Annotated in this window: 21 protein-coding genes and 1 pseudogene; 14 read left to right on the forward strand and 8 right to left on the reverse strand. The window is 35.3% G+C overall.

Features of this window, described 5'->3' with window-relative positions:
* The 3 genes from secG (at window position 1) to groL (ending at window position 2,457) form a co-directional block, all read left to right on the forward strand.
* Window positions 1-339, forward strand: coding sequence for a preprotein translocase subunit SecG (gene secG / locus AO58_RS0113855; RefSeq protein ID WP_024982278.1), 339 nt, complete (start codon window positions 1-3; stop codon window positions 337-339).
* A gap of 140 nt (window positions 340-479) precedes the next feature.
* Complete coding sequence (locus tag AO58_RS0113860; protein WP_024982279.1) at window positions 480-755, forward strand: co-chaperone GroES; 276 nt, start codon at window positions 480-482, stop codon at window positions 753-755.
* Between the two features lie 70 nt (window positions 756-825).
* Entirely contained in the window at window positions 826-2,457 is a 1,632-nt protein-coding gene (gene groL, locus AO58_RS0113865) for a chaperonin GroEL (protein ID WP_024982280.1), read from the forward strand.
* A gap of 128 nt (window positions 2,458-2,585) precedes the next feature.
* Here groL and AO58_RS0113870 read toward each other — a convergent pair whose 3' ends face one another.
* The 8 genes from AO58_RS0113870 to xrtF form a co-directional block, all read right to left on the reverse strand.
* Window positions 2,586-3,257 carry a DedA family protein gene (locus AO58_RS0113870; protein ID WP_024982281.1) on the reverse strand — a complete coding sequence of 224 codons (672 nt, stop codon included), beginning with the start codon at window positions 3,255-3,257 and terminating at the stop codon, window positions 2,586-2,588.
* A 142-nt stretch (window positions 3,258-3,399) separates the two neighbouring features.
* Entirely contained in the window at window positions 3,400-3,744 is a 345-nt protein-coding gene (locus tag AO58_RS0113875; protein WP_024982282.1) for a heavy-metal-associated domain-containing protein, read from the reverse strand.
* Window positions 3,745-3,769: 25 nt separating this feature from the next.
* The gene (locus tag AO58_RS0113880) at window positions 3,770-5,779 is read right to left on the reverse strand and encodes a TonB-dependent receptor plug domain-containing protein (protein WP_024982283.1); all 2,010 of its coding nucleotides are present in this window, start codon (window positions 5,777-5,779) and stop codon (window positions 3,770-3,772) included.
* A gap of 231 nt (window positions 5,780-6,010) precedes the next feature.
* A complete protein-coding gene (locus tag AO58_RS0113885) occupies window positions 6,011-6,424 on the reverse strand; it encodes an HYC_CC_PP family protein (RefSeq protein WP_024982284.1) in 414 nt (137 codons plus the stop codon).
* Window positions 6,425-6,475: 51 nt separating this feature from the next.
* Entirely contained in the window at window positions 6,476-7,831 is a 1,356-nt protein-coding gene (locus AO58_RS0113890; protein ID WP_024982285.1) for an MBL fold metallo-hydrolase RNA specificity domain-containing protein, read from the reverse strand.
* 25 nt (window positions 7,832-7,856) lie between these two features.
* Window positions 7,857-8,684, reverse strand: a complete 828-nt coding sequence (locus AO58_RS0113895; protein WP_024982286.1) for an ATP cone domain-containing protein — start codon at window positions 8,682-8,684, stop codon at window positions 7,857-7,859.
* A 52-nt stretch (window positions 8,685-8,736) separates the two neighbouring features.
* Window positions 8,737-9,177, reverse strand: a complete 441-nt coding sequence (locus tag AO58_RS0113900) for an exosortase F system-associated membrane protein (RefSeq protein WP_024982287.1) — start codon at window positions 9,175-9,177, stop codon at window positions 8,737-8,739.
* Window positions 9,152-9,646, reverse strand: a complete 495-nt coding sequence (gene xrtF, locus AO58_RS0113905) for an exosortase family protein XrtF (protein ID WP_244530714.1) — start codon at window positions 9,644-9,646, stop codon at window positions 9,152-9,154. The genes AO58_RS0113900 and xrtF overlap by 26 nt, the downstream gene beginning before the upstream one ends.
* Window positions 9,647-9,772: 126 nt before the next feature.
* On the opposite strand from xrtF, the gene AO58_RS0113910 reads away from it, so the two are divergent.
* The 11 genes and pseudogenes from AO58_RS0113910 to rpe all read left to right on the forward strand — a co-directional run bounded on the left by AO58_RS0113910 (window position 9,773) and on the right by rpe (window position 20,943).
* Window positions 9,773-10,228, forward strand: coding sequence for an XrtF-associated fRMsr-like GAF protein (locus tag AO58_RS0113910; protein ID WP_024982289.1), 456 nt, complete (start codon window positions 9,773-9,775; stop codon window positions 10,226-10,228).
* Between the two features lie 10 nt (window positions 10,229-10,238).
* Complete coding sequence (locus AO58_RS0113915; protein ID WP_162150407.1) at window positions 10,239-11,183, forward strand: energy transducer TonB; 945 nt, start codon at window positions 10,239-10,241, stop codon at window positions 11,181-11,183.
* Between the two features lie 158 nt (window positions 11,184-11,341).
* Window positions 11,342-11,611 (forward strand): 30S ribosomal protein S15, encoded by a 270-nt coding sequence (rpsO, locus tag AO58_RS0113920; RefSeq protein ID WP_024982291.1) that lies wholly within the window; start codon window positions 11,342-11,344, stop codon window positions 11,609-11,611.
* Between the two features lie 246 nt (window positions 11,612-11,857).
* Window positions 11,858-13,993: a polyribonucleotide nucleotidyltransferase gene (locus AO58_RS0113925; protein WP_024982292.1), complete on the forward strand. Its 2,136-nt coding sequence runs from the start codon at window positions 11,858-11,860 to the stop codon at window positions 13,991-13,993.
* A gap of 198 nt (window positions 13,994-14,191) precedes the next feature.
* Window positions 14,192-14,587, forward strand: a complete 396-nt coding sequence (locus AO58_RS0113930; RefSeq protein ID WP_024982293.1) for a hypothetical protein — start codon at window positions 14,192-14,194, stop codon at window positions 14,585-14,587.
* A 75-nt stretch (window positions 14,588-14,662) separates the two neighbouring features.
* Window positions 14,663-16,387 carry an ATP-binding protein gene (locus AO58_RS0113935; RefSeq protein WP_024982294.1) on the forward strand — a complete coding sequence of 575 codons (1,725 nt, stop codon included), beginning with the start codon at window positions 14,663-14,665 and terminating at the stop codon, window positions 16,385-16,387.
* 1 nt (window position 16,388) lies between these two features.
* A complete protein-coding gene (locus tag AO58_RS0113940) occupies window positions 16,389-17,135 on the forward strand; it encodes a LytR/AlgR family response regulator transcription factor (protein WP_024982295.1) in 747 nt (248 codons plus the stop codon).
* Between the two features lie 144 nt (window positions 17,136-17,279).
* Window positions 17,280-18,448: pseudogene (locus AO58_RS17320) on the forward strand (IS4 family transposase).
* A gap of 191 nt (window positions 18,449-18,639) precedes the next feature.
* On the forward strand, window positions 18,640-18,888 hold the full coding sequence (locus tag AO58_RS0113950) for a hypothetical protein (protein WP_024982296.1): 249 nt from the start codon (window positions 18,640-18,642) through the stop codon (window positions 18,886-18,888).
* 151 nt (window positions 18,889-19,039) lie between these two features.
* Complete coding sequence (locus tag AO58_RS0113955; protein WP_007804760.1) at window positions 19,040-19,903, forward strand: sigma-70 family RNA polymerase sigma factor; 864 nt, start codon at window positions 19,040-19,042, stop codon at window positions 19,901-19,903.
* Between the two features lie 374 nt (window positions 19,904-20,277).
* The gene (gene rpe / locus AO58_RS0113965; protein WP_024982298.1) at window positions 20,278-20,943 is read left to right on the forward strand and encodes a ribulose-phosphate 3-epimerase; all 666 of its coding nucleotides are present in this window, start codon (window positions 20,278-20,280) and stop codon (window positions 20,941-20,943) included.
* Window positions 20,944-20,993 lie beyond the last annotated feature (50 nt).

The raw sequence follows: 20,993 nt of genomic DNA on the forward strand, positions 1-20,993 counted from the left end.
ATGAGCACATTTTCAATTTTTTTAGTTTTAATAACTATAGTTTGTTTTTTACTAATCGTAGTAATCATGGTTCAAAATCCTAAAGGTGGCGGTTTATCATCAGCTATTGGAGGATCACAAATGTTGGGTGGTGTTCAAAAAACAACTGATTTCTTAGACAAAAGTACTTGGACATTAGCAACGATTTTGATTGCATTAATCTTACTTTCTAGCTTAAGTTTCACAAGCTCAATGGGTGATTCTGATTCTAAAATCATCCAAAAAACAGAAACTGCTGCACCACAAACAGCACCAGTTCAAAATGCACCAGCAACGCCTGCTGCACCAGCTACTAAATAACAGTAACTCTTATCATATAAAAATGCCAGCCTGTCAAAGCTGGCATTTTTTTTAAGTAAAAGTGTCAGTTTATTGGGCTTGGCACAGTTTCTGAAATTCAAGAACACAATTAATAATTAATTCATAATAAAATTAAAACCATGGCATTAAACATTAAACCCCTATCGGATAGAGTTCTTATCGAACCTGTTGCCGCTGAAACAAAAACAGCTTCAGGGATTTTTATTCCTGATACCGCAAAAGAAAAACCTCAAAAAGGAACTGTAATTGCTGTTGGTAACGGAACCAAAGACCACGCAATGACAGTAAAAGTAGGCGATACCGTACTTTATGGTAAATATGCGGGTACAGAATTAAAATTAGAAGGAACCGATTATTTGATTATGCGCGAGGATGATATTCTTGCAATTATCTAAAAAATTAAACAGTACGGACAAGTCGCGACTTGTCCCTTCAATTTATTAATTATTCTAAAAAAATAAAAAAATGGCAAAAGATATTAAATTTGATATTGAAGCACGTGACGGTTTAAAACGTGGGGTAGACGCATTAGCTAATGCGGTAAAAGTAACACTTGGACCAAAAGGACGAAATGTTATTATTGGAAAAGCTTTTGGAGGACCAAATGTAACGAAAGACGGTGTAACGGTAGCTAAAGAAATCGAATTGAAAGACCCATTAGAAAACATGGGAGCTCAAATGGTAAAAGAAGTAGCTTCAAAAACCAACGACTTAGCGGGAGATGGTACTACAACTGCAACTGTTTTAGCACAAGCCATCGTAAAAGAAGGTTTAAAAAACGTAGCCGCTGGAGCCAATCCAATGGATTTAAAAAGAGGAATCGACAAAGCTGTTGAAGCTATTGTTGCTGACCTAGCCAAACAAGCTAAAGTAGTAGGAAGTGATTCTGAAAAAATCAAACAAATTGCTTCTATTTCTGCCAACAATGACGAAGTAATTGGTGAATTAATCGCTACTGCTTTCGCAAAAGTTGGAAAAGAAGGTGTAATCACTGTTGAGGAAGCTAAAGGAACCGAAACCTTTGTAGATGTAGTAGAAGGAATGCAATTCGACAGAGGCTATTTATCTCCTTACTTCGTAACGAATCCAGAGAAAATGGAAGCTGAATTAGAGAATCCATACATTCTTTTGTATGACAAAAAAGTTTCTTCATTAAAAGAATTATTGCCAGTTTTAGAGCCTGTAGCACAATCAGGAAAACCATTATTAATTATTGCAGAAGATGTAGACGGAGAAGCTTTATCTACTTTGGTGGTAAATAAATTACGTGGTGCCTTGAAAATTGCTGCTGTAAAAGCACCAGGTTTTGGCGATAGAAGAAAAGCAATGTTAGAAGACATCGCAATCTTAACAGGAGGAACTGTAATCTCTGAAGAAAGAGGCTACACTTTAGAAAACACCACTATCGAAATGTTAGGAACTGCGAAAAGAGTAGCAATCGATAAAGACAACACAACTATTGTGAGTGGTGCTGGTGAAGCCGATATGATTAAAAATCGTGTGAACCAAATCAAAGGTCAAATGGAAGCTACTACGTCTGACTACGATAAAGAAAAATTACAAGAGCGTTTGGCTAAACTAGCTGGCGGTGTTGCTGTTCTTTATGTAGGTGCTGCTTCTGAAGTAGAAATGAAAGAGAAAAAAGACAGAGTTGACGATGCTTTACACGCTACTCGCGCTGCTGTAGAAGAAGGTATTGTAGCTGGTGGTGGTGTTGCTTTATTAAGAGCTAAAAATGTATTAAGCACATTAAAAACAGACAACGCTGATGAAGCTACTGGTATCCAAATCGTATCTCGCGCAGTAGAGGCTCCATTGAGAACTATCGTAGAAAACGCTGGATTAGAAGGTTCTGTTGTAGTAGCCAAAGTAGCTGAAGGTACAGGAGATTTTGGTTACAATGCTAAAACTGACGAATATGTTGACATGCTTGCCGCTGGAATTATTGATCCTAAAAAAGTAACTCGTGTAGCTTTAGAAAATGCAGCATCAGTTGCAGGAATGATCCTTACTACTGAATGTGCTTTGATTGATATTAAAGAAGAAAATGCCGGAGGTGGAATGCCAATGGGAGGCGGTATGCCAGGAATGATGTAATAAACATTAATTCCCAATACAAAAATTCCAAACTCCAATTTGGGGAAACCATAAAAAAAATCCGAAGTTTAAAAGCTTCGGATTTTTTGTTTGTATAAAAAACTAAGGACTAATTACTATGAACTAAATTATTCTGGTCGCTTTTTCAACATTTTCATAAATACTGGAAACGTGGAAATAAGAATAATTCCTATCACAATAAACTCAATGTGTTTCTTAAGATCGATACCGTATTTCAAAAACACACCATACAAATAGTGCCCTGCAAAAATCAATACAAAGGCCCACATAAAAGAACTCAAAATATTAAAGAACATAAATTTCTTTTTATCCATTGATACAATTCCTGCTACAATGGGCGCAAAAGTTCTAAAAATAGGCAAAAATCTCGCATAAATAATCGCTTTTCCACCGTACTTTTCAAAAAAGTCTTTGGATTGTAATAAGTATTTCTTCTTGAACCAAAAGGTGTCTTCTTTTTTAAACAAATAGTACCCACTTTTGGCACCAAACCAATAGCCTACCATATTTCCCAAAATACCTGCAATAGCTACCATGGTAGCTAAAAAAGTAACATTAACAAAATCACTTTCAACAACAAACAAACTCTCTACAAGATCGCGGCTGTATATTCCCGATAAGAACAACAAACTATCACCAGGCAGGAAGAAACCGGCAAAAAGACCCGTCTCTGCAAAAACAATAAACAGAACAACATACAATCCTATTTGAATGCCACCCACACTTAAAGTGATATAAAACTCAGGATTCAATAATTGGGTCCATTCAAAATTATTCATATGCTGTCTTAAATTTGGATTTATAAGTTGGTGAAATTAGGGATTTTTTAACAAAGCGACAAAACAAACCCTTATTTTAAAATTTTATTAACGATTTCAAAAGAAAACACCCAAAACGATAGTCTTTGGCGCTTCAAAATTTTTATTCTTTACGTTCATACATACAACAAGTATGCAATTTTTCATAATCTTCTTTAGTAGCCTTCACCTCATCAGTATCATGCCCTACTTTGGCAACGGCTTTCTTTACGGCCAATGGTGTACATTTTTCTTCATTCAAAATCAAACTCAATTGATGCGATTCGATATCCCAAACAGCAGACTTTACTCCTTCTACTGAAAGAGCTGCTTTTTGAATGCGCTTTTGGCACATCCCACAATTTCCGTTGACCTCAATCATAATTTTGGCATTTTTATTCAACTTTTCTTGTGCTTGAGCAACAACGCCAACAAAGGCCATTACCATAATTAATACTAGTTTTTTCATGTTATTTTGGATTTAATAGTTAAGGTTATTTTAGTTTAAAACGCAAACCAGCGTAATACATTTGCCCAAAAATTGGCGCATACACTATAGAGGCATCAAAATTTGGTCCAAAAGGCGCATCGGCTCCAAGAATGGCAGTCGGCTGCTTGTAATTCCCAATGTTCTCTCCTCCCACATAAACTTCAAAAGAAGAAGAAAAAACACGAGTAATTTGTGCATTCACCAAACTATAAGCTGGCGAAAATTCCGGCAAACGATCGGCTCCTGGATTCGAGGCAGTAACTGGCAATTGTTGCTTACCTAACCAATTGTAAGTAGCATCAAAACGCCATTGTCCTCCTTTTTCTGTACGATGGGTTTCATATTCAAGATTCGCAAACAAACGATGTTTAGCTTGCAAAGGACGTTGATACACTCCAGATAAATATTGTGTTTGAATATCATAATATTTATAGGCCGAACGCAAATTAAAGTGATTAAACAACTCATAGTTAAACTCTACCTGCAAACTATTAGCATACGATTTCCCTTTCAAATTATAAAACAAAACCTCTTGAGGCGATTGCATCACATCAACCACTACTTGATTTTGAAAATCAGTTCTATAAAAATCTATCCCTGCATCAGCATTTCTACCAAACAATTGAAATTTTTGATTAAAACTCACACCATAATTCCAAGCAATTTCAGGGTTTAACCCATAAATTTTTCCCTCCGTATCCAAAATAGAAAGCGCTCTAGAACTGGCAAACAATGACTGATTTTCGGCAAAAACATTGGCCGCACGTTTCCCTCTTCCTGCTGAAAAACGAAACACCGATTTTTCCCAAGGATTGTAACGAAGATGCAAACGAGGGGTTACAAAAGTCCCCAATCTGTTGTGATTGTCCACTCTTCCGCCCAAAACCAAACTAAAATTATCATCATTATCATACGTATACTCAAAAAAGGCTCCTATAGAATTATCCACTCTTCCAAAATCCTTCAAGCTCACAAACTCTTGATAATTATCATAAGCAAAGTTGATTCCTGTAGCAAATTTATGCTTGGTATTATTGATAATCGAATTGAAAATCAAGTTCGAATAAAAACTAGTTTGCTTAATATCATACACATTCAACCCATAATATGAGTTTTGATCGTGCAACGTAAAAGCATTCTGGAAACCAATACTCTGAAAAGGCTTATCCTTAAATACATAGCCTACTTTTGTCGACAAATCCAATCGTTGCGTATTGATCTCAGAACCCCATTTATTAGTCGTTCCTTTGTCTTTCTCAGTATCAAAACCAACTTCGCCCGATTGCTTGGCATCATTCATGTACCTGAAATTGATAAAACTCACCAACCCCTTTTCAGCATCATAGTACTGGTAACGGTTCATCACATTAATTTGCTTTGCCAACGGATTATCCAAAAAACCATCTTTGTTCTGATCCATTTCAGACACACGCGTATTGGCATGCAAAAACAAACTACTACTCCATTTTTTAGACAATTGCGTATTAAAATGCGTATTCAACTCAAATCGAGAATCAGTAGAACCATACGCATTCAAAAAGAACGGAATATCATTAATCGGCTTGATCAATTCGGTATTAATTTGCCCCGAAATACTCTCAAAACCATTCACCACACTTCCGGCACCTTTAGTAATTTGAATACTTTCCACCCACGTTCCGGGCGTAAACGACAAGCCATATGCCTGCGAAGCACCACGAACCGAAGGCACATTTTCTTCCGTAATCATTAGGTACGGACTCGTAAGTCCCAACATTTTGATTTGTTTCGTACCCGTCAAAGCATCCGAAAAATTAACATCAATAGACGGATTGGTTTCAAAACTTTCGGCCAAGTTACAACAAGCCGCCTTTAGCAATTCTTTGCTCGTTACCAATGTAGTATTTCCGGTAACCGTATAGGATTTCTGTAATCCTTTGCGCTTCTTAGTCACCTTTACTTCGTCTAGATTTTCTTGAGAAAAAACCGGCAACGCCAGTAAAAAAGCAGCCAAAAGCCATATTTTATTTTGCATTATTTATTCTGAATTATGCTGTCGTTCCAACACAATTAGGGCGTGACCCCATTGCCACAAGCGGGCAACAAAGCAACGTACTAATCGCCCACTTGTGACAATGCGGTCGGGCTATACGCACTACTTCGGTAGTTAGCTACTATCCCTCACGCAAAACCATAACACAACAAAAAAATTGCGTCACAACGACAACGGTTTATAAAATTTTAAAAAAAAATTAAATAAACGAAATCAGGCGTAAAAAATATATTGATGATACAATTGATAAAGCGGAGGCGCAGGAACGGCCACATAAAAAGGAGTGCTTTCCGCTTTCTTAAAATTGGTCTTTGTAGTAAAACCAAACAACTGAGTCTGTTGTGGCACACCAACAAATGGCGAAAACAAACTAGATAAAACTATCTTTACAGTAGCTTCATCGGCTTTTTTATCCAAATGAACCCATTTGTCCTTACAACAAGTGTCCTCTCCCGCCGACTCGGCAATAGCGCAACAATCTTCGGGCTCAGTAACAGATAAAAAATCCGAATCTAAACTTATCGATGCAATCGAATCACCACAGTAATGCACGTTAATTGTCATCCCTATATTAGGAATCAACAACAACAGCACTAAAAATAAACTAGTGATTTTTTTTACATTCATGCCGCAAAATTACAGATTAGTACACTAAAGCAGTCAAAATATTTGTTAAAATTACAACTCAAACACTTGTCCCATCAAAGGCACCACACATTCAAAACCATACCGCTCTTGAACCTTAATTCGAAGTTCATCCGCCGGTTGATTCTCACCATGAACCAAAAACACTTTTTTAGGTTTATTTTGCAAAACTGAGAGCCAATGCAATAAATCGTTTTGATCACCATGTGCCGATAATCCTTCAATCTCAAGAATAGTGGCTTTCACCTCATAATATTTACCACGGATTTTAATCTCCTCTGCACCTTCTAACAATTTTCTACCCCTAGTTCCTTCGGCTTGATAGCCAATAATAATCACTGTAGTTTCAGGGAGTCCAATGTAGCGTTCTAAATAAGTCAAAACCCTACCTCCAGTAATCATTCCGCTTGCTGCAATGACCACTTTAGGCTGTTTGTTGAAAATGATATCCATAGTTTCTTGATAATCTGCTACCATAGTAAACATGTTGCACATCCCCACAAACTCTTCCTCAGACAATTTATGCCATTTTCTATTATTCTCAAAAATCTCCAAAACACTAATTCCCATTGGTGTATCGATAACATAAGGCACCGATGGAATTCGACCTTCTTCTTTCAATTGCCACAACAAGAACATCACACTTTGTGCTCGTTCGACAGCAAAACTGGGCAAAATCACCGTTCCGCCTTTGGCTACAGCATTGTTAATATACAACTCTAGCTCCAGTTTAGGATCGGTTGCTGGATGCAATTTATTGCCATACGTACTTTCTAAAAACAAATAATCACCTCGCAGCGGAGGCGTCGGTGGAAACATCAAAACATCGTTATCCCTTCCAATATCTCCAGAGAAAACCAAATATTGATTTTCTAAATGCAATTCGATACTACAAGCACCTAAAATGTGCCCTGCATTACTAAAAACCGCTTCAATTTCAGCATCCAAAGCAATAGCCGTTTTAGGTTGAATCACTCTAAAATGGGAAAACACGCGTTCGGCTTGAGCTACAGTATAAAGCGGCTCAGCAATTTGATGTTTTGAATAATGACCTTCATTGGCTTTGTTGGCTTCTTCCTCTTGAATTTTAGCACTATCCAACAAAATTAATTTGGCGATCGCTGCAGTAGGGCTCGTGCAATAAATTTTTCCCTTAAAACCTTGATCGACCAATCTTGGCAACCAACCGCAGTGATCCAAATGTCCATGAGTCAACAAAACAAAATCAATCGACGAAGGCAAAACTGGCAAAGGCTCCCAATTCAATTCTCTCAAAGGTTTAATACCTTGAAACTGCCCACAATCAATCAAAATGCGAATTCCGTTACTTTCGATGAGCGTTTTAGAACCTGTTACGGTTCCTGCTCCTCCAATACATGTAATTTTCATGAGGAATGTTTTTTTAAATTAAATGCTAGTTATCACACAAATCTCTTACTTCTTTCAAAATATTTTGAATCCTATTTGGACTCAAACCAATCGTATTCAAAACCGAAGAATGGGTCAAAATATCTTTTACCAAGAGTAAATCTTCTTGCAATAAATGGCCCTTTTCAGCCAGAGACAAAGTCGTCAAACAGGTAATTGGATATAATTTATTTTGGTCTGTTTTGGATTTCAAGCCATTATTTTCAGGATAATTCCAACTCAAAAGTTGTAATCCAGAACAGTTTGCAAAAGTGATGGCATCGGTTGTAAATCGGTTATTGGTTACTATCCAACAAGAATTCAAAGGGCTTTGAGTATTAAAAAAAGGATACGATTTAGTTTTTAAATCATTGAATCTTGACAAAATGTACATCGGGACTTTTACATCCGAAGCCACTTCTCTACCCGCATGAAACTTACATTCAATCATTCCGAATTCTGAGTGTTTTTGAATCAAAACATCTATTTCATGTGTAACACATTTTCCTTGTAAAACTAAATTGGTTTGCACTCGATAGCCTTCCGATTCAAAAAGACGGGCAATATATTTTTCAAAATAAAAACCCGCAGGACCTAACATTCGTATGGCTTCACGCAAGTTGTACCGCGCTGCATGTGCATTTGAATTTTTCTTCAGCAACCCAAAAGCTAATTTATAAATTTGTTTGGTCGCCATTCCATCATAAAGTTGTGCACTGATGGCAGCAATAATTTGATCAGCTTGTTCCCTATTTGCACCGGCTTTGCGTAATGATTTCAATAATTTATCAGCATTAAAATCAACGGTATCTCCTGAATATTTAACAACTTTCATCGCACTTTAGTTTACTTAACTCTAAATCCAACTAAAGATAGCTATAAATTAGTTACTTAACCTTTTTTTGATAATAAAATCCAGGGATAAAAAGCAGGATAAAAATAGGTTGAATCAAAAACCTACGCACATAAAAAAGAAGTAAATAGTTTTGATTTTGAAAAGAAAGAAGGAAAAAAAAGGCACCCACTAATAAGACAAAAAAAACAGCAAAAAGTAAACACGAAAACTGAAGCATATCCTTGTCTTCAAAAATAACATACAATAACCCCAAGGAAACCAATGTATTCAATCCGAACCTAAAAAATAATCCCAAAAACAACTGAAACGAATCATATTGCGGCAAGGATAAACCTGCAAAATCACTTTTAAAAAAGGCCAAAAAAGGATCATAAAACAGTTGGTTTTCAAATTCACGAATTAGCGCTAAAAGAAAAACCAGCAGCAATCCGAGCATGATTTTGCCTTTATTTTGAAGTATTTTTTTTAGCATAAGTAGAAAAGTAGTTAACCCAAACAAACCAAAGAACAAAAACAACACCATAAATAAATAGCGGAAAAATCACACCATGCAAAAGGTGCTCATATGCAGGAAAACGATACAAAAGAAGGCTCAAAAGCACAATTCGCATCACATTGAGCACATAAATCAACACACAGCCTCCGAGTAAAAAAAAGAAAGTAGTCTTAAACCGTCCCGCAAAAGCAATCACAAAAGAAACAAAAAGAATCATTACACTTACCGCATTGCACCCTTCAATGATTCGAGCGACTTCCTTCATATATAACAAAATACTGATTTTTGTATTTTCTCGATAAACAACATCGCTATTGGGGGCCAAGATTTGTAGCATTTTCTTGGTATGACTAGCCACAAGACGTGTGATACCATCTAACTGATCTCCATCAAATCTGGACAAATACCACTGATAACAAAGAGTAAGCCCGATAAATGTTAACAAAAAAGCCCCTATGAATTGCAAAAAAGGCTTATACAATGTCCAATAGTTCCTCAAATTGATTTTTTTTTCAAATTTATGCAAATTATAATACTGGCATTAAATACTTTTGTTTAAAAAAATAAAAAAATGACCTTCCAAGAATTACAACCAAAAGTAATCGCTATTACCCATAACGATACTACTTCAAGAGACGAAAAATTACTGGCCATTTGCCAACTATTGAACGAAAATATTGAATACTACAATTGGGTAGGTTTTTACTTTGCCAATCACGAATCCAAAACCTTGCACTTAGGCCCTTATGTGGGCGCTGAAACCGACCATACGGTGATTCCTTTCGGCAAAGGAATTTGCGGACAAGTAGCTGAATCGAATGCGAACTTTGTGGTTCCTGATGTAGCCGCACAGGACAACTATATTGCCTGTAGCTTTACAGTGAAATCAGAAATTGTGGTACCACTATTCGTAAATGGTGTCAACATTGGTCAAATCGATATTGATAGCCATGTGATTGATCCTTTCACAGAAGCTGACGAACGATTCTTGGAGTTTGTGAATGAAGAAATTGCGAAACTATTTTAAATCATTTTTTATGAGTGTAAAAAAACGTTTTGCCGTATTGCTTCTATTAATTTCCTCAACGATTTATTCCCAAAACGGCACCAAGAAATTATTTCACATCGATAAATATCTAGTTACATCCAACGAAAAAAACTTTGAATACATCAAAGAAGTTGAAGAATATGACACGAATAAAAAAGCATATCCCATAAAGATATACTACAAATCAGGCAAAATATATCTAATAGGAACTACTTTAAACAAAGACAAAGTTGTCCTAGACGGTAAATGCTTGTATTACTATGAAAATGGCAAAAAAAAACGAGTAGCAAACTATGAAAATAATATACTCGTAGACAAGCAATATTATTATCACGAAAATGGAGTTCTCAAATTAGAATCAGAATTCGAAGTAAGCAAAAACAAAAAAGAGTCTACACTGAAAATTCTTAACTATTTTGATGAAAATAATGTACAAAAAGTAACAAATGGCGAGGGAGAATATGTAGAAGAAGGCTGGAACGATCAAACCTCTACTGGCACAATAAAGAACTTTTTAAAAGAAGGTATTTGGAGAGGACATTTAATAAAGGAAAAAGTCAGTTTTACCGAACAATTCAACAAAGGAAAACTAGTTGTAGGCCATAGCATTGACTCTTTGAATAACAAATTCACTTACAATGTAGTCAACGAAAGAGCACATCCCAAAAAAGGCATGAATGATTTTTATAATTATTTAAAAAAAAACGACATCATTCCAAGAAACATCAATGGTAAAGTTACAGGCAAAATAATCATTAACATTGATATTGACAAAAACGGTAAATTAGAAAATGTTTCTTGCTATACAGGAGACCAATATGGCATTACAGAGAATGCTGTAAAATTAATTGCTCAATATGAAAACTGGATACCAGGAAAACACAGAGGCATTACTGTTAAAACACATTTCACATTACCTATTGCCTTTGAATAAATTATCGCAGTGTTTTTAAACAACTAACACCTAACCACTTGTCAACTCTAAAAATAAAGAAACGTTTCTTTTGTTCTAGTCAAAATTATTTTCTACTTTTGCACCCGTCTTACAAGAGTATGTTCGACATACATAAAAATCATTTAAATAATATTAGCATGTATTTAACTAAAGAAGTTAAAGCGGAAATTTTCGCTAAACACGGAGGAAAAGCAGAAAACACTGGATCTGCAGAAGGACAAATCGCTTTATTCACTCACAGAATTAGCCACCTTACTGAGCACTTGAAAAAAAATCGTCACGATTATAATACTGAGCGTTCTTTGGTACTATTAGTAGGTAAAAGAAGAGCTTTGTTGGATTACTTGAAAAAGAAAGAAATCAACAGATACCGTGAGATTATCAAAGTATTGGGTATTAGAAAATAATCAATATACAAAAAAGAGGTGCGAAAGTGCCTCTTTTTTTATTTAAAACATGCAGTTTTTAAATTTTTCAAAAACAACTGACAATCATCAGGATAAGAAGTCAAATTTATATAAATGTATAGCTGTCTTTTGCTATATTTGCAACTGATAAAAAAGTTTGGTTTTTCATTGGGTTTTAGACGATAACTACACACAACAACTACAACACAACTAAAACCCATTGTATAATCCAATAAGAAAAAAAGTATGATTCCACAATTATTTGTAGAAAGTATCGATTTAGGTGATGGCAGAAGCATCACAATCGAGACAGGTCGTTTAGCCAAACAAGCCGATGGATCTGTTGTAGTAAGAATGGGCGACACGATGATCCTTGCAACAGCAGTTTCAGCACGTAGCGCCAACCCAGCAGTAGATTTTTTACCTTTAACAGTAGATTACCGCGAAAAATTTGCAGCAGCTGGTCGTTTTCCTGGAGGTTTCTTCAAAAGAGAAGCGCGTCCTAGCGATAGCGAAGTATTGACGATGCGTTTAGTAGACCGTGTATTACGTCCACTTTTCCCAGACGATTACCATGCTGAAACACAAGTTATGATTCAATTAATGTCTCATGACGAAGAAGTAATGCCAGATGCATTGGCTGGTTTGGCAGCATCTGCAGCATTAGCAGTATCTGACATTCCATTTTACAATTTGATTTCAGAAGTACGTGTTGCACGTATTGATGGTAAATTTGTAATCAACCCAAGTAGAGAAGACTTAGCAAAATCAGACATCGACATGATGATTGGAGCTTCTATGGACTCTGTAGCTATGGTGGAAGGTGAAATGAAAGAAATTTCAGAAGGTGAAATGGTAGAAGCTATCAAATTTGCCCACGAAGCGATTAAAGTTCAAATTCAAGCACAATTGCGTTTGCAAGCTGCTTTTGGTAAAAAAGAAATTCGTACTTACGAAGGAGAAAAAGAAAACGAAGCAATTTACAAAAAAGTAAAAGCTGCTGCTTACGATAAAATTTATGCTATCGCAAAAGTAGGTTCTGCTAAACACGAAAGAAGTGCTGCATTTGCTGAAGTAAAAGAAGAAGTAAAAGCTTTATTTACAGAAGAAGAATTAGCTGCTGATGGCGATTTAGTTTCTAAATATTTTTACAAAACCAACAAAGAAGCGGTTCGTAATGTAGTGTTAGAATTAGGCGTACGTTTAGATGGTAGAAAAACAACTGATATTAGACCAATTTGGTGTGAAACAGATTATTTACCAAGAGTACATGGATCTTCTTTATTTACTCGTGGAGAAACTCAAGCTTTGGCTACGGTAACTTTAGGAACTTCTAGAGAAGCCAATCAAATAGATTCTCCATCTGAACAAGGTGAAGAGAAATTCTATTTACACTATAACTTCCCTCCTTTCTCTACAGGTGAAGCAAAACCATTAAGAGGAACTTCAAGAAGAGAAGTAGGTCACGGAAACTTAGCACAACGTGCGTTAAAAAATATGATTCCTGCTGATTGTCCTTATACTATTCGTATTGTTTCTGAAGTATTAGAATCTAACGGCTCTTCTTCAATGGCAACCGTTTGTGCAGGTACAATGGCTTTGATGGATGCTGGAGTTCAAATGGTAAAACCAGTTTCTGGAATTGCTATGGGATTGATTACTGACGGAGAGAAATTTGCGGTATTGTCTGATATTTTAGGTGACGAAGATCACTTAGGAGATATGGACTTTAAAGTAACTGGAACTGCTGACGGTATCACAGCTTGCCAAATGGATATCAAAATTGATGGATTGCGTTATGACATCATGGAACAAGCGCTTAACCAAGCTCGTGACGGACGTATGCATATTTTAGGCAAATTGACTGAAACTATCGCTGCACCTAGAGCTGACGTTAAAGCACATGCTCCTAAAATCATCACTAGAACCATTCCTGGAAACTTTATTGGTGCTTTGATTGGACCTGGTGGAAAAGTAATTCAAGAATTACAAAAAGCTACAGGAACAACCATCGTAATCAACGAAGTAGACGAGCAAGGTGTTATCGAGATTCTTGGAACAGATCCTGCTGGAATTGAAGCGGTATTGGCCAAAATTCAATCAATCACTTTCAAACCACAAATGGGAGAAGCGTATGAAGTGAAAGTAATCAAAATGCTTGACTTTGGTGCTGTGGTAGAATATACTGCTGCTCCAGGAAACGAAGTTTTATTGCACGTATCTGAGTTAGCTTGGGAACGTACTGAAAATGTTGCCGATGTAGTGAATATGGGTGACGTATTTCAAATAAAGTATCTTGGTCTTGATCCAAAAACAAGAAAAGAAAAAGTATCAAGAAAAGCATTGTTGCCTAGACCTCCACGCGAAGAGAAAAAAGAATAACGATTTAAGTAAAGGTCACTATTCAAAAGCCCCTTATTCATTATGACTAAGGGGCTTTTTTTTGCATAAAAATTAGCAACATCCTAGGGCTATCTGTGAATTTCACAATAAAAATTAAAAATAAATAAACGACTTTACATTTAATTCATATAAAAAAAATATCTTTAACCTTATTAACCTTATAAACAAGTATTAGACATGGCATTTACAGTTATTCAAAACACAAAAATTAACACAACTCCTTTTACTTTTTCAAGCCCAGGAACAGTACAATATCCTGTTTCTCCTTTGGTTTCGGCAAAATTCTACACCCCTGAAGGCGGTGCTTTAACCCTAAAAATTAGAGCTACTTTGTACATGAACTCTGAGGACACTATCCCACCAACAGTGCAAACGCCAATAGAATCTGGCAATGTACTAACCATGAACTACGATTACAATTTCTCGGAAGAAACCCCAGAAAGTTGCGATGTATATTATGTAGAAGTAGATTATACTTCAGACACTGTGGGTGATATAACTACCATCATGTCTTATATGGTAGACTTAGATCCTGAGACTTCTAGAGGAACCGAAACAACTGTAGGACACTAACAATAAGCTTATTGAAAACCAAACATACGTCGTTTAAAAAACAAACGATGTATGTTTTAGCACATATAATTTGAAATGGCAAAATTTAAACTTATTCTAGTTATATTATATCTAATTATTCCATCTCTTTTATTTTCTCAAAAAATTTTAGAAAATGATGTTTTTGTAAAAACGCTTGAGAAAAAAACGAAAGAATTTAGTACTGAATACAACTTTAACAAGGCTCAATCTTTTTTTATTAAAAAGAATTGGGATTCAACATTGGTCAACTCAATGAAACAATTGCATTCAAGTAACAACAAAGAATTAGCAGATTATTGCCATTATTTTAGAGGAAGTAGTTTTAGAGAAAAAAAACTATTCAAAGAAGCCATTTCAGAATTAAATTTAGTTTCTAAAAATTTTAAATTTTACTCATTAATAAATAAAGATTTAGGTGAAAATTTTTTAGAATTAAAACAGTATAAAAAAGCCATTAATCATTTCAAAAAAATAGAAAAAACACCAATTCCAAACCAACAAGGATATCAAATAAGTATTATTTATCAAAATTTAGGCATTTGTTATTTACACCTCAATCAATTTACTGAGGCCGAAGCATACCTATTGAAAAGTCTCCAACTTCAAGAAAAAGACACAGTATCTATATTTGGCATATACAATGACATAGCTAATTTATATTATGTCCAATACAAAGACGCCCAAGCCATAACCTATTTTGAAAAAACCTATACGTTATCCAAAACAATAAAAGATTTTGATAAAAAAAGGCAAGCTTGTAAAAACATGGCTGTAGTCGAAGAAAACAGAGGCAACTTCAAAAAAGCCCTAGCCTACCGTAAAGAATCAGAGCAATGGAAAGATTCCCTCAACAACCAAAACAAAATTTGGGCACTCGCAGACTACGAGAAAAAGTATGCGGTAGCTCAAAAACAAAAACAAATCTCAGTACTCAAAGTAGAAAATGAATTAAAAAAAACGCAACGTAATACTATGTTTTTTTCTACTATAGGTTTACTACTCCTTTTAACAGGTGGTGTGTATATCTATGGGCAAAAGGAGAAAAACACCAAAATTATTTTAAGCCAAAAAGAAAAACTAGACGAGCTCAATACGACCAAAGACCAATTGTTTTCTATTGTAAGTCACGATTTACGTTCGTCCGTCAATGCGCTCAAAACCAGCAACACCAAACTCACCAATTCCCTAGAATCCAAAAACTACGAGGAACTCGACAAACTCCTGCATCAAAACAGTGCGATTGCCAACAGCGCTTATAGTTTACTAGATAATTTGTTGCATTGGGCGTTATTACAAACCCAACAATTGTATTTTCATAAAGATTCAGTGCATTTGTTTTCTATTGTACAACAAATAGAATACAGCTACAAACCCCTACTGTTAGAAAAAACAATTGCCTTTGAAAACGAAGTGTCCAAAAACGGTTTCATCTTCGTAGATCTCGATTCGTTAAAAATCATTTTGCGCAACTTGTTGGATAATGCTATTAAATTCTCTCCAGAGTACAGCAGCATTCGTTTTTACAGCCTAGACACCCCATCCGAGTTCCATCAATTGATTATTGAAGATCAAGGCATCGGGATGCGTCCAGAAACCATAGCCGAGTTATTAGAAGACAACGAACTATTGGCTAAGAAAAGCAATTCAGAAATCATAGGAACGGGACTTGGCATGCAATTATGCAAACAAATGATCAAGAAAAATGGCGGCACACTCGCCATAGAAAGCGAACTCAACAAAGGCACTAAGATGATTTTATCATTCCCTAAAACCGTATAGCATGGATACCATCAACATTCTAATCATAGAAGATACGCTAGAAGAAAGCAACGCCTTGAGCAAAGTACTTTTGGAAAACAACTACAACATCGTTGGGGTAGCAAGAACCTTTAAAGATGCCTTAACGCTGTTTTATAGCCAAAAAGTAGACATTGCCATCATAGATGTTTTTTTGGATGGAAAACCCGATGGTATTGCTTTTGCTGAAGCGATTAGCATAATGCCTAATGCCGTAAAGCCTTTTGTGTTTTTGACCAGTTCACAAGACCGTCAAATCTTCGAAAGAGCCAAACTCACCAAACCGTTTAGTTTCTTGATGAAACCTTTCAATGCATTAGAAATTTTGTATGCTATTGAAATGGCAGTAGAAAAATTTTATGCCCAAAGCCAAGTCTTTCAAAGCGAAGAACAAGATACCGTGGTGAGCCATGAGTATTTGTTCATCAAGAAAAAAAATGCCTTAAAAAAAGTAGCCCTAAAAGACATCCTCTACATCGAGGTGGAAGAAAGGTATTGCAACATCATTACTGAGAAAGAAAAATTTGTGATTTTAATTTCGCTCACCAAAATTAGCGGTTTACTCAACCCAAATGAATTCATCAAGACCCATCGTAATTACTTGGTCAATGTAAACAAAATCGAAGAAATCATCCTCGCCGACAATTTAATCATCGTACAAGGCGGACACAAAGTCAACCTAAGCGACACCTACAAAGACTTCATTAAGAAAATGAATATTTTGTCTTAAAACAAATAAATCTCTCAAAAGGAGATTTTTTTTTTTGATGTAAACGCAATAGCGTCCTAAACGTTTAAAAAAAAGAAAAGAAAAAGAGGGTAATTTTTGTATCTCAAATTAACTTTGAGTTGCACAACAAAAAAGCCCTCTTCTATGGCAAATATAACTTTGTTTTCTCAAATAATTTCAAAATTAGATCGTTCAAAATTCAGCAAAATAGTTGCAAGGAAAGAAACCGACAAGCACAATAAAGGATTCAATAGTTGGAATCATTTAATTTCAATGCTTTTCTGCCAGTTCGCCAAGAGTCAATCTGTTCGAGATATAAGCAACGGGCTTCGTTCGGCTACTGGGAACTTAAATCATCTTGGAATTAACAAAGCTCCCTCAAAATCTTCAATTAGTTATCAAAATAAAAATCGTTCACATGACCTCTTTAAAGAATATTATTTTGAATTGCTACAAAGTTTAGGACAGCATCCTAGATTTAAACAAGTGAAATTCAGAATAAAATCAAAGATTTTTTTATTAGACTCAACTACCATCAGTTTATGCTTAAGTTTATTTGATTGGGCAAAATACAAGAGAGCCAAGGAGCTGTTAAAATGCATACACTGCTTGATTTTGATGGCAATTTACCTGCTTACATCAATATTACCAACGGCAAAACAGCTGATAATAAGGGAGCTTACGACATTCCTCTTTTAAAGGGCAGTGTGATTGTTGCAGACCGATTTTATAATGACTTTTCCCTTTTGAATATTTGGGACAGCAACGAGGTGTTTTTTGTAATTAGACATAAAGAGAATTTACAATTTACTACAGTGAAAGAAAATGAATTACCTGAAAATCGTCACGAACACATCATGAAAGACGAATTGATTGAATTAAAAAATGAGCCTTCAAAAAATAAATATCCAAAGAAATTAAGACGGGTAGCGGTGTGGGATGAAGAAAATGGACAAGTTGTTGAACTTATTACAAACCAGTTTTATTGGTCTCCCAACACTATTGGGGAATTATATAAAAGCAGATGGCAGGTAGAAATCTTTTTCAGAGATATAAAGCAGCTACTTCATATAAAATCGTTTATAGGAACATCCGAAAATGCTGTTATGATTCAAATTTGGACGGCTTTAATTACCATTCTCATTCTAAAAGCATTAAAAGCACAATCAAAATTTGATTGGTATTTATCCAATTTAGTAGCTTTCATACGATTGAATCTTTTCGTTAAAATTGACTTGCAAAAATGGTTAGATAAGCCATTTGAAGAACACATAGAGCCTCCTCCAAAAAACATACAAGGGGTTCTGTTTTAAAAAACGACCATTTCTAAGGAGTAAACTCAATGAAATGGTCGGATTTTATATGATGTAATTTTATTTAGGACAGGATTGATGTAAACGCTAAGAAGTGCTTTCATGGCAAAAAAAAGGAGCCTCACGACAATCGCTTCCAAAAATCTTTATAACAAAAGTATTTTTACACCATCATTAACAAAGCAACTAAAATGAGTATAGCAGCAAAAAACCAATTTGAAATGAGACTTTTGAAACAACTTCTAACTATCAAACTAAATCCATGGATTGGAATTCTAGTTTCGTTACTGATCATAGTACCTAGTTTGTATCAAATTTTAGACGATGTGACAGTTTTACGCAAAGAATATCTTTTTTTAGCGATAGGATTCCCTTTATATATTAAATCTCTAAAAAAATTATTTGATGATATGCTACAAACACCAAATGATTTTTTGTAATCACCAACATAAACTCCTATACACAAGCCCTCTGTTAGTACTTTAGCAGAGGGCTTTTTAATTTATTTAAAAAAAACATCATAAATTGTAACTTTTAAACCACTCTTACCGTATAAGATTTGTACACTTAAACAATAAGGAGACAAATACCATGAGACAACTTAAAATCACCAAGCAGGTAACCAATCGTGAAACTGCATCATTAGACAAGTACTTACAAGAAATAGGAAAGGTAGACTTAATTACTGCCGATGAAGAAGTAGAATTAGCACAACGTATAAAAGCCGGTGATCAAAGAGCCTTAGAAAAACTAACTAAAGCTAATTTACGTTTCGTAGTCTCTGTTGCCAAACAATATCAAAATCAAGGACTAACGTTGCCCGATTTGATCAATGAAGGAAACTTAGGATTGATTAAAGCAGCACAACGTTTTGATGAAACTCGTGGTTTCAAATTCATTTCGTATGCAGTATGGTGGATTCGTCAATCAATCCTTCAAGCTTTAGCAGAACAATCTCGTATCGTTCGTTTACCTTTGAACAAAATTGGTTCTATCAATAAAATCAACAAAATGTACGCCTTATTAGAGCAATCTAATGAGCGCCCACCTTCTGCAGAAGAAATTGCAAAAGAGTTAGACATGACTGTAAATGATGTAAAAGAGTCTATGAAAAACTCTGGTCGTCACTTATCGATGGATGCCCCTTTAGTTGAAGGAGAAGATTCTAACCTTTATGATGTTTTACGTTCAGGAGAATCTCCAAACCCAGATAGAGAATTAATTCACGAATCATTACGTACGGAAATTGAGCGTTCTTTAGAAACGCTTACTCCAAGAGAAGCAGATGTAGTTCGTTTGTATTTTGGTTTAGGTGATCAACACCCAATGACTTTAGAAGAAATTGGTGAAACATTTGACTTAACTCGTGAGCGTGTGCGTCAAATTAAAGAAAAAGCTATCCGTAGATTAAAACACACTTCTAGAAGTAAAATCTTAAAAACCTATTTAGGATAAATTCCAAAAAGTAAATTCCAAATCCAAATTTTATTATTTTTGGCGTTTAGAATTTCAAAAAAATGGAATTTTAAAAGTAACGACGGTCTGATTAACTGTTCGTTTTTTGATTGATGATTGAAAACTCCGGCTGATTACCGGAGTTTTGTTTTTTGCAGGGCAAACAAAACTCCAGTCAATTCGCTTCGCTCGGGTATCCGGAGTTTTGTTTTTTTTATAAACACTCCACATATTTTTTTTTTTGAAACCAAGAGAAAAATCTTGAAAACGACTATCATTCAATGATTGCGAAATGGCTTTGATTTCAGAAAAAAATCTTTGCGAACTATGCGATTAAAAAAATTATATTTGCAAAAAAATAACACAACACAACAATGAGTAAAAACACCCTTATAGCGCCTTCGGTTCTTGCAGCCGATTTTGCTAACTTACAGCGTGATATCGAAATGATTAATGCAAGCCAAGCTGATTGGTTTCATATTGACATCATGGATGGCGTTTTTGTACCCAACATTTCGTTTGGTATGCCAGTTCTTGAGGCTATCGCAAAACACGCCACTAAAACAATTGATGTCCATTTGATGATTGTAGACCCAGATCGTTACATCAAAACTTTTGCTGAACTTGGGGCCAATGTATTAACGGTTCACTACGAAGCTTGTAATCATCTTCACCGTACCTTACAAGCTATTAAAGCTGAAGGGATGCTAGCTGGTGTAGCGATTAATCCACATACCTCTATCGATTTATTAGAAGACGTGATAAATGATATCGATTTGGTTTGTATTATGAGTGTAAATCCAGGATTTGGAGGACAATCCTTTATTGAAAATACCTATACTAAAGTAAGTAAACTAAAAGATTTGATTATAAAAAAAGGCGCCAACACCATCATCGAAATTGACGGTGGAGTAACGAACAAAAACGCAAAACAATTAGCAGAAGCCGGAGCCGATGTATTGGTTGCAGGAAGTTTTGTTTTTAAAGCCAACAACCCAACAGAAACTATCGCTGATTTAAAGACCATCACGGCTTTTTAAATCAAAAAACAGTTGTAATCAAAAGGCTGTAACCTATGTTTTAGGATACA

The organism is Flavobacterium succinicans LMG 10402 (assembly GCF_000611675.1).
GTDB classification, from domain to species: Bacteria; Bacteroidota; Bacteroidia; order Flavobacteriales; family Flavobacteriaceae; genus Flavobacterium; species Flavobacterium succinicans.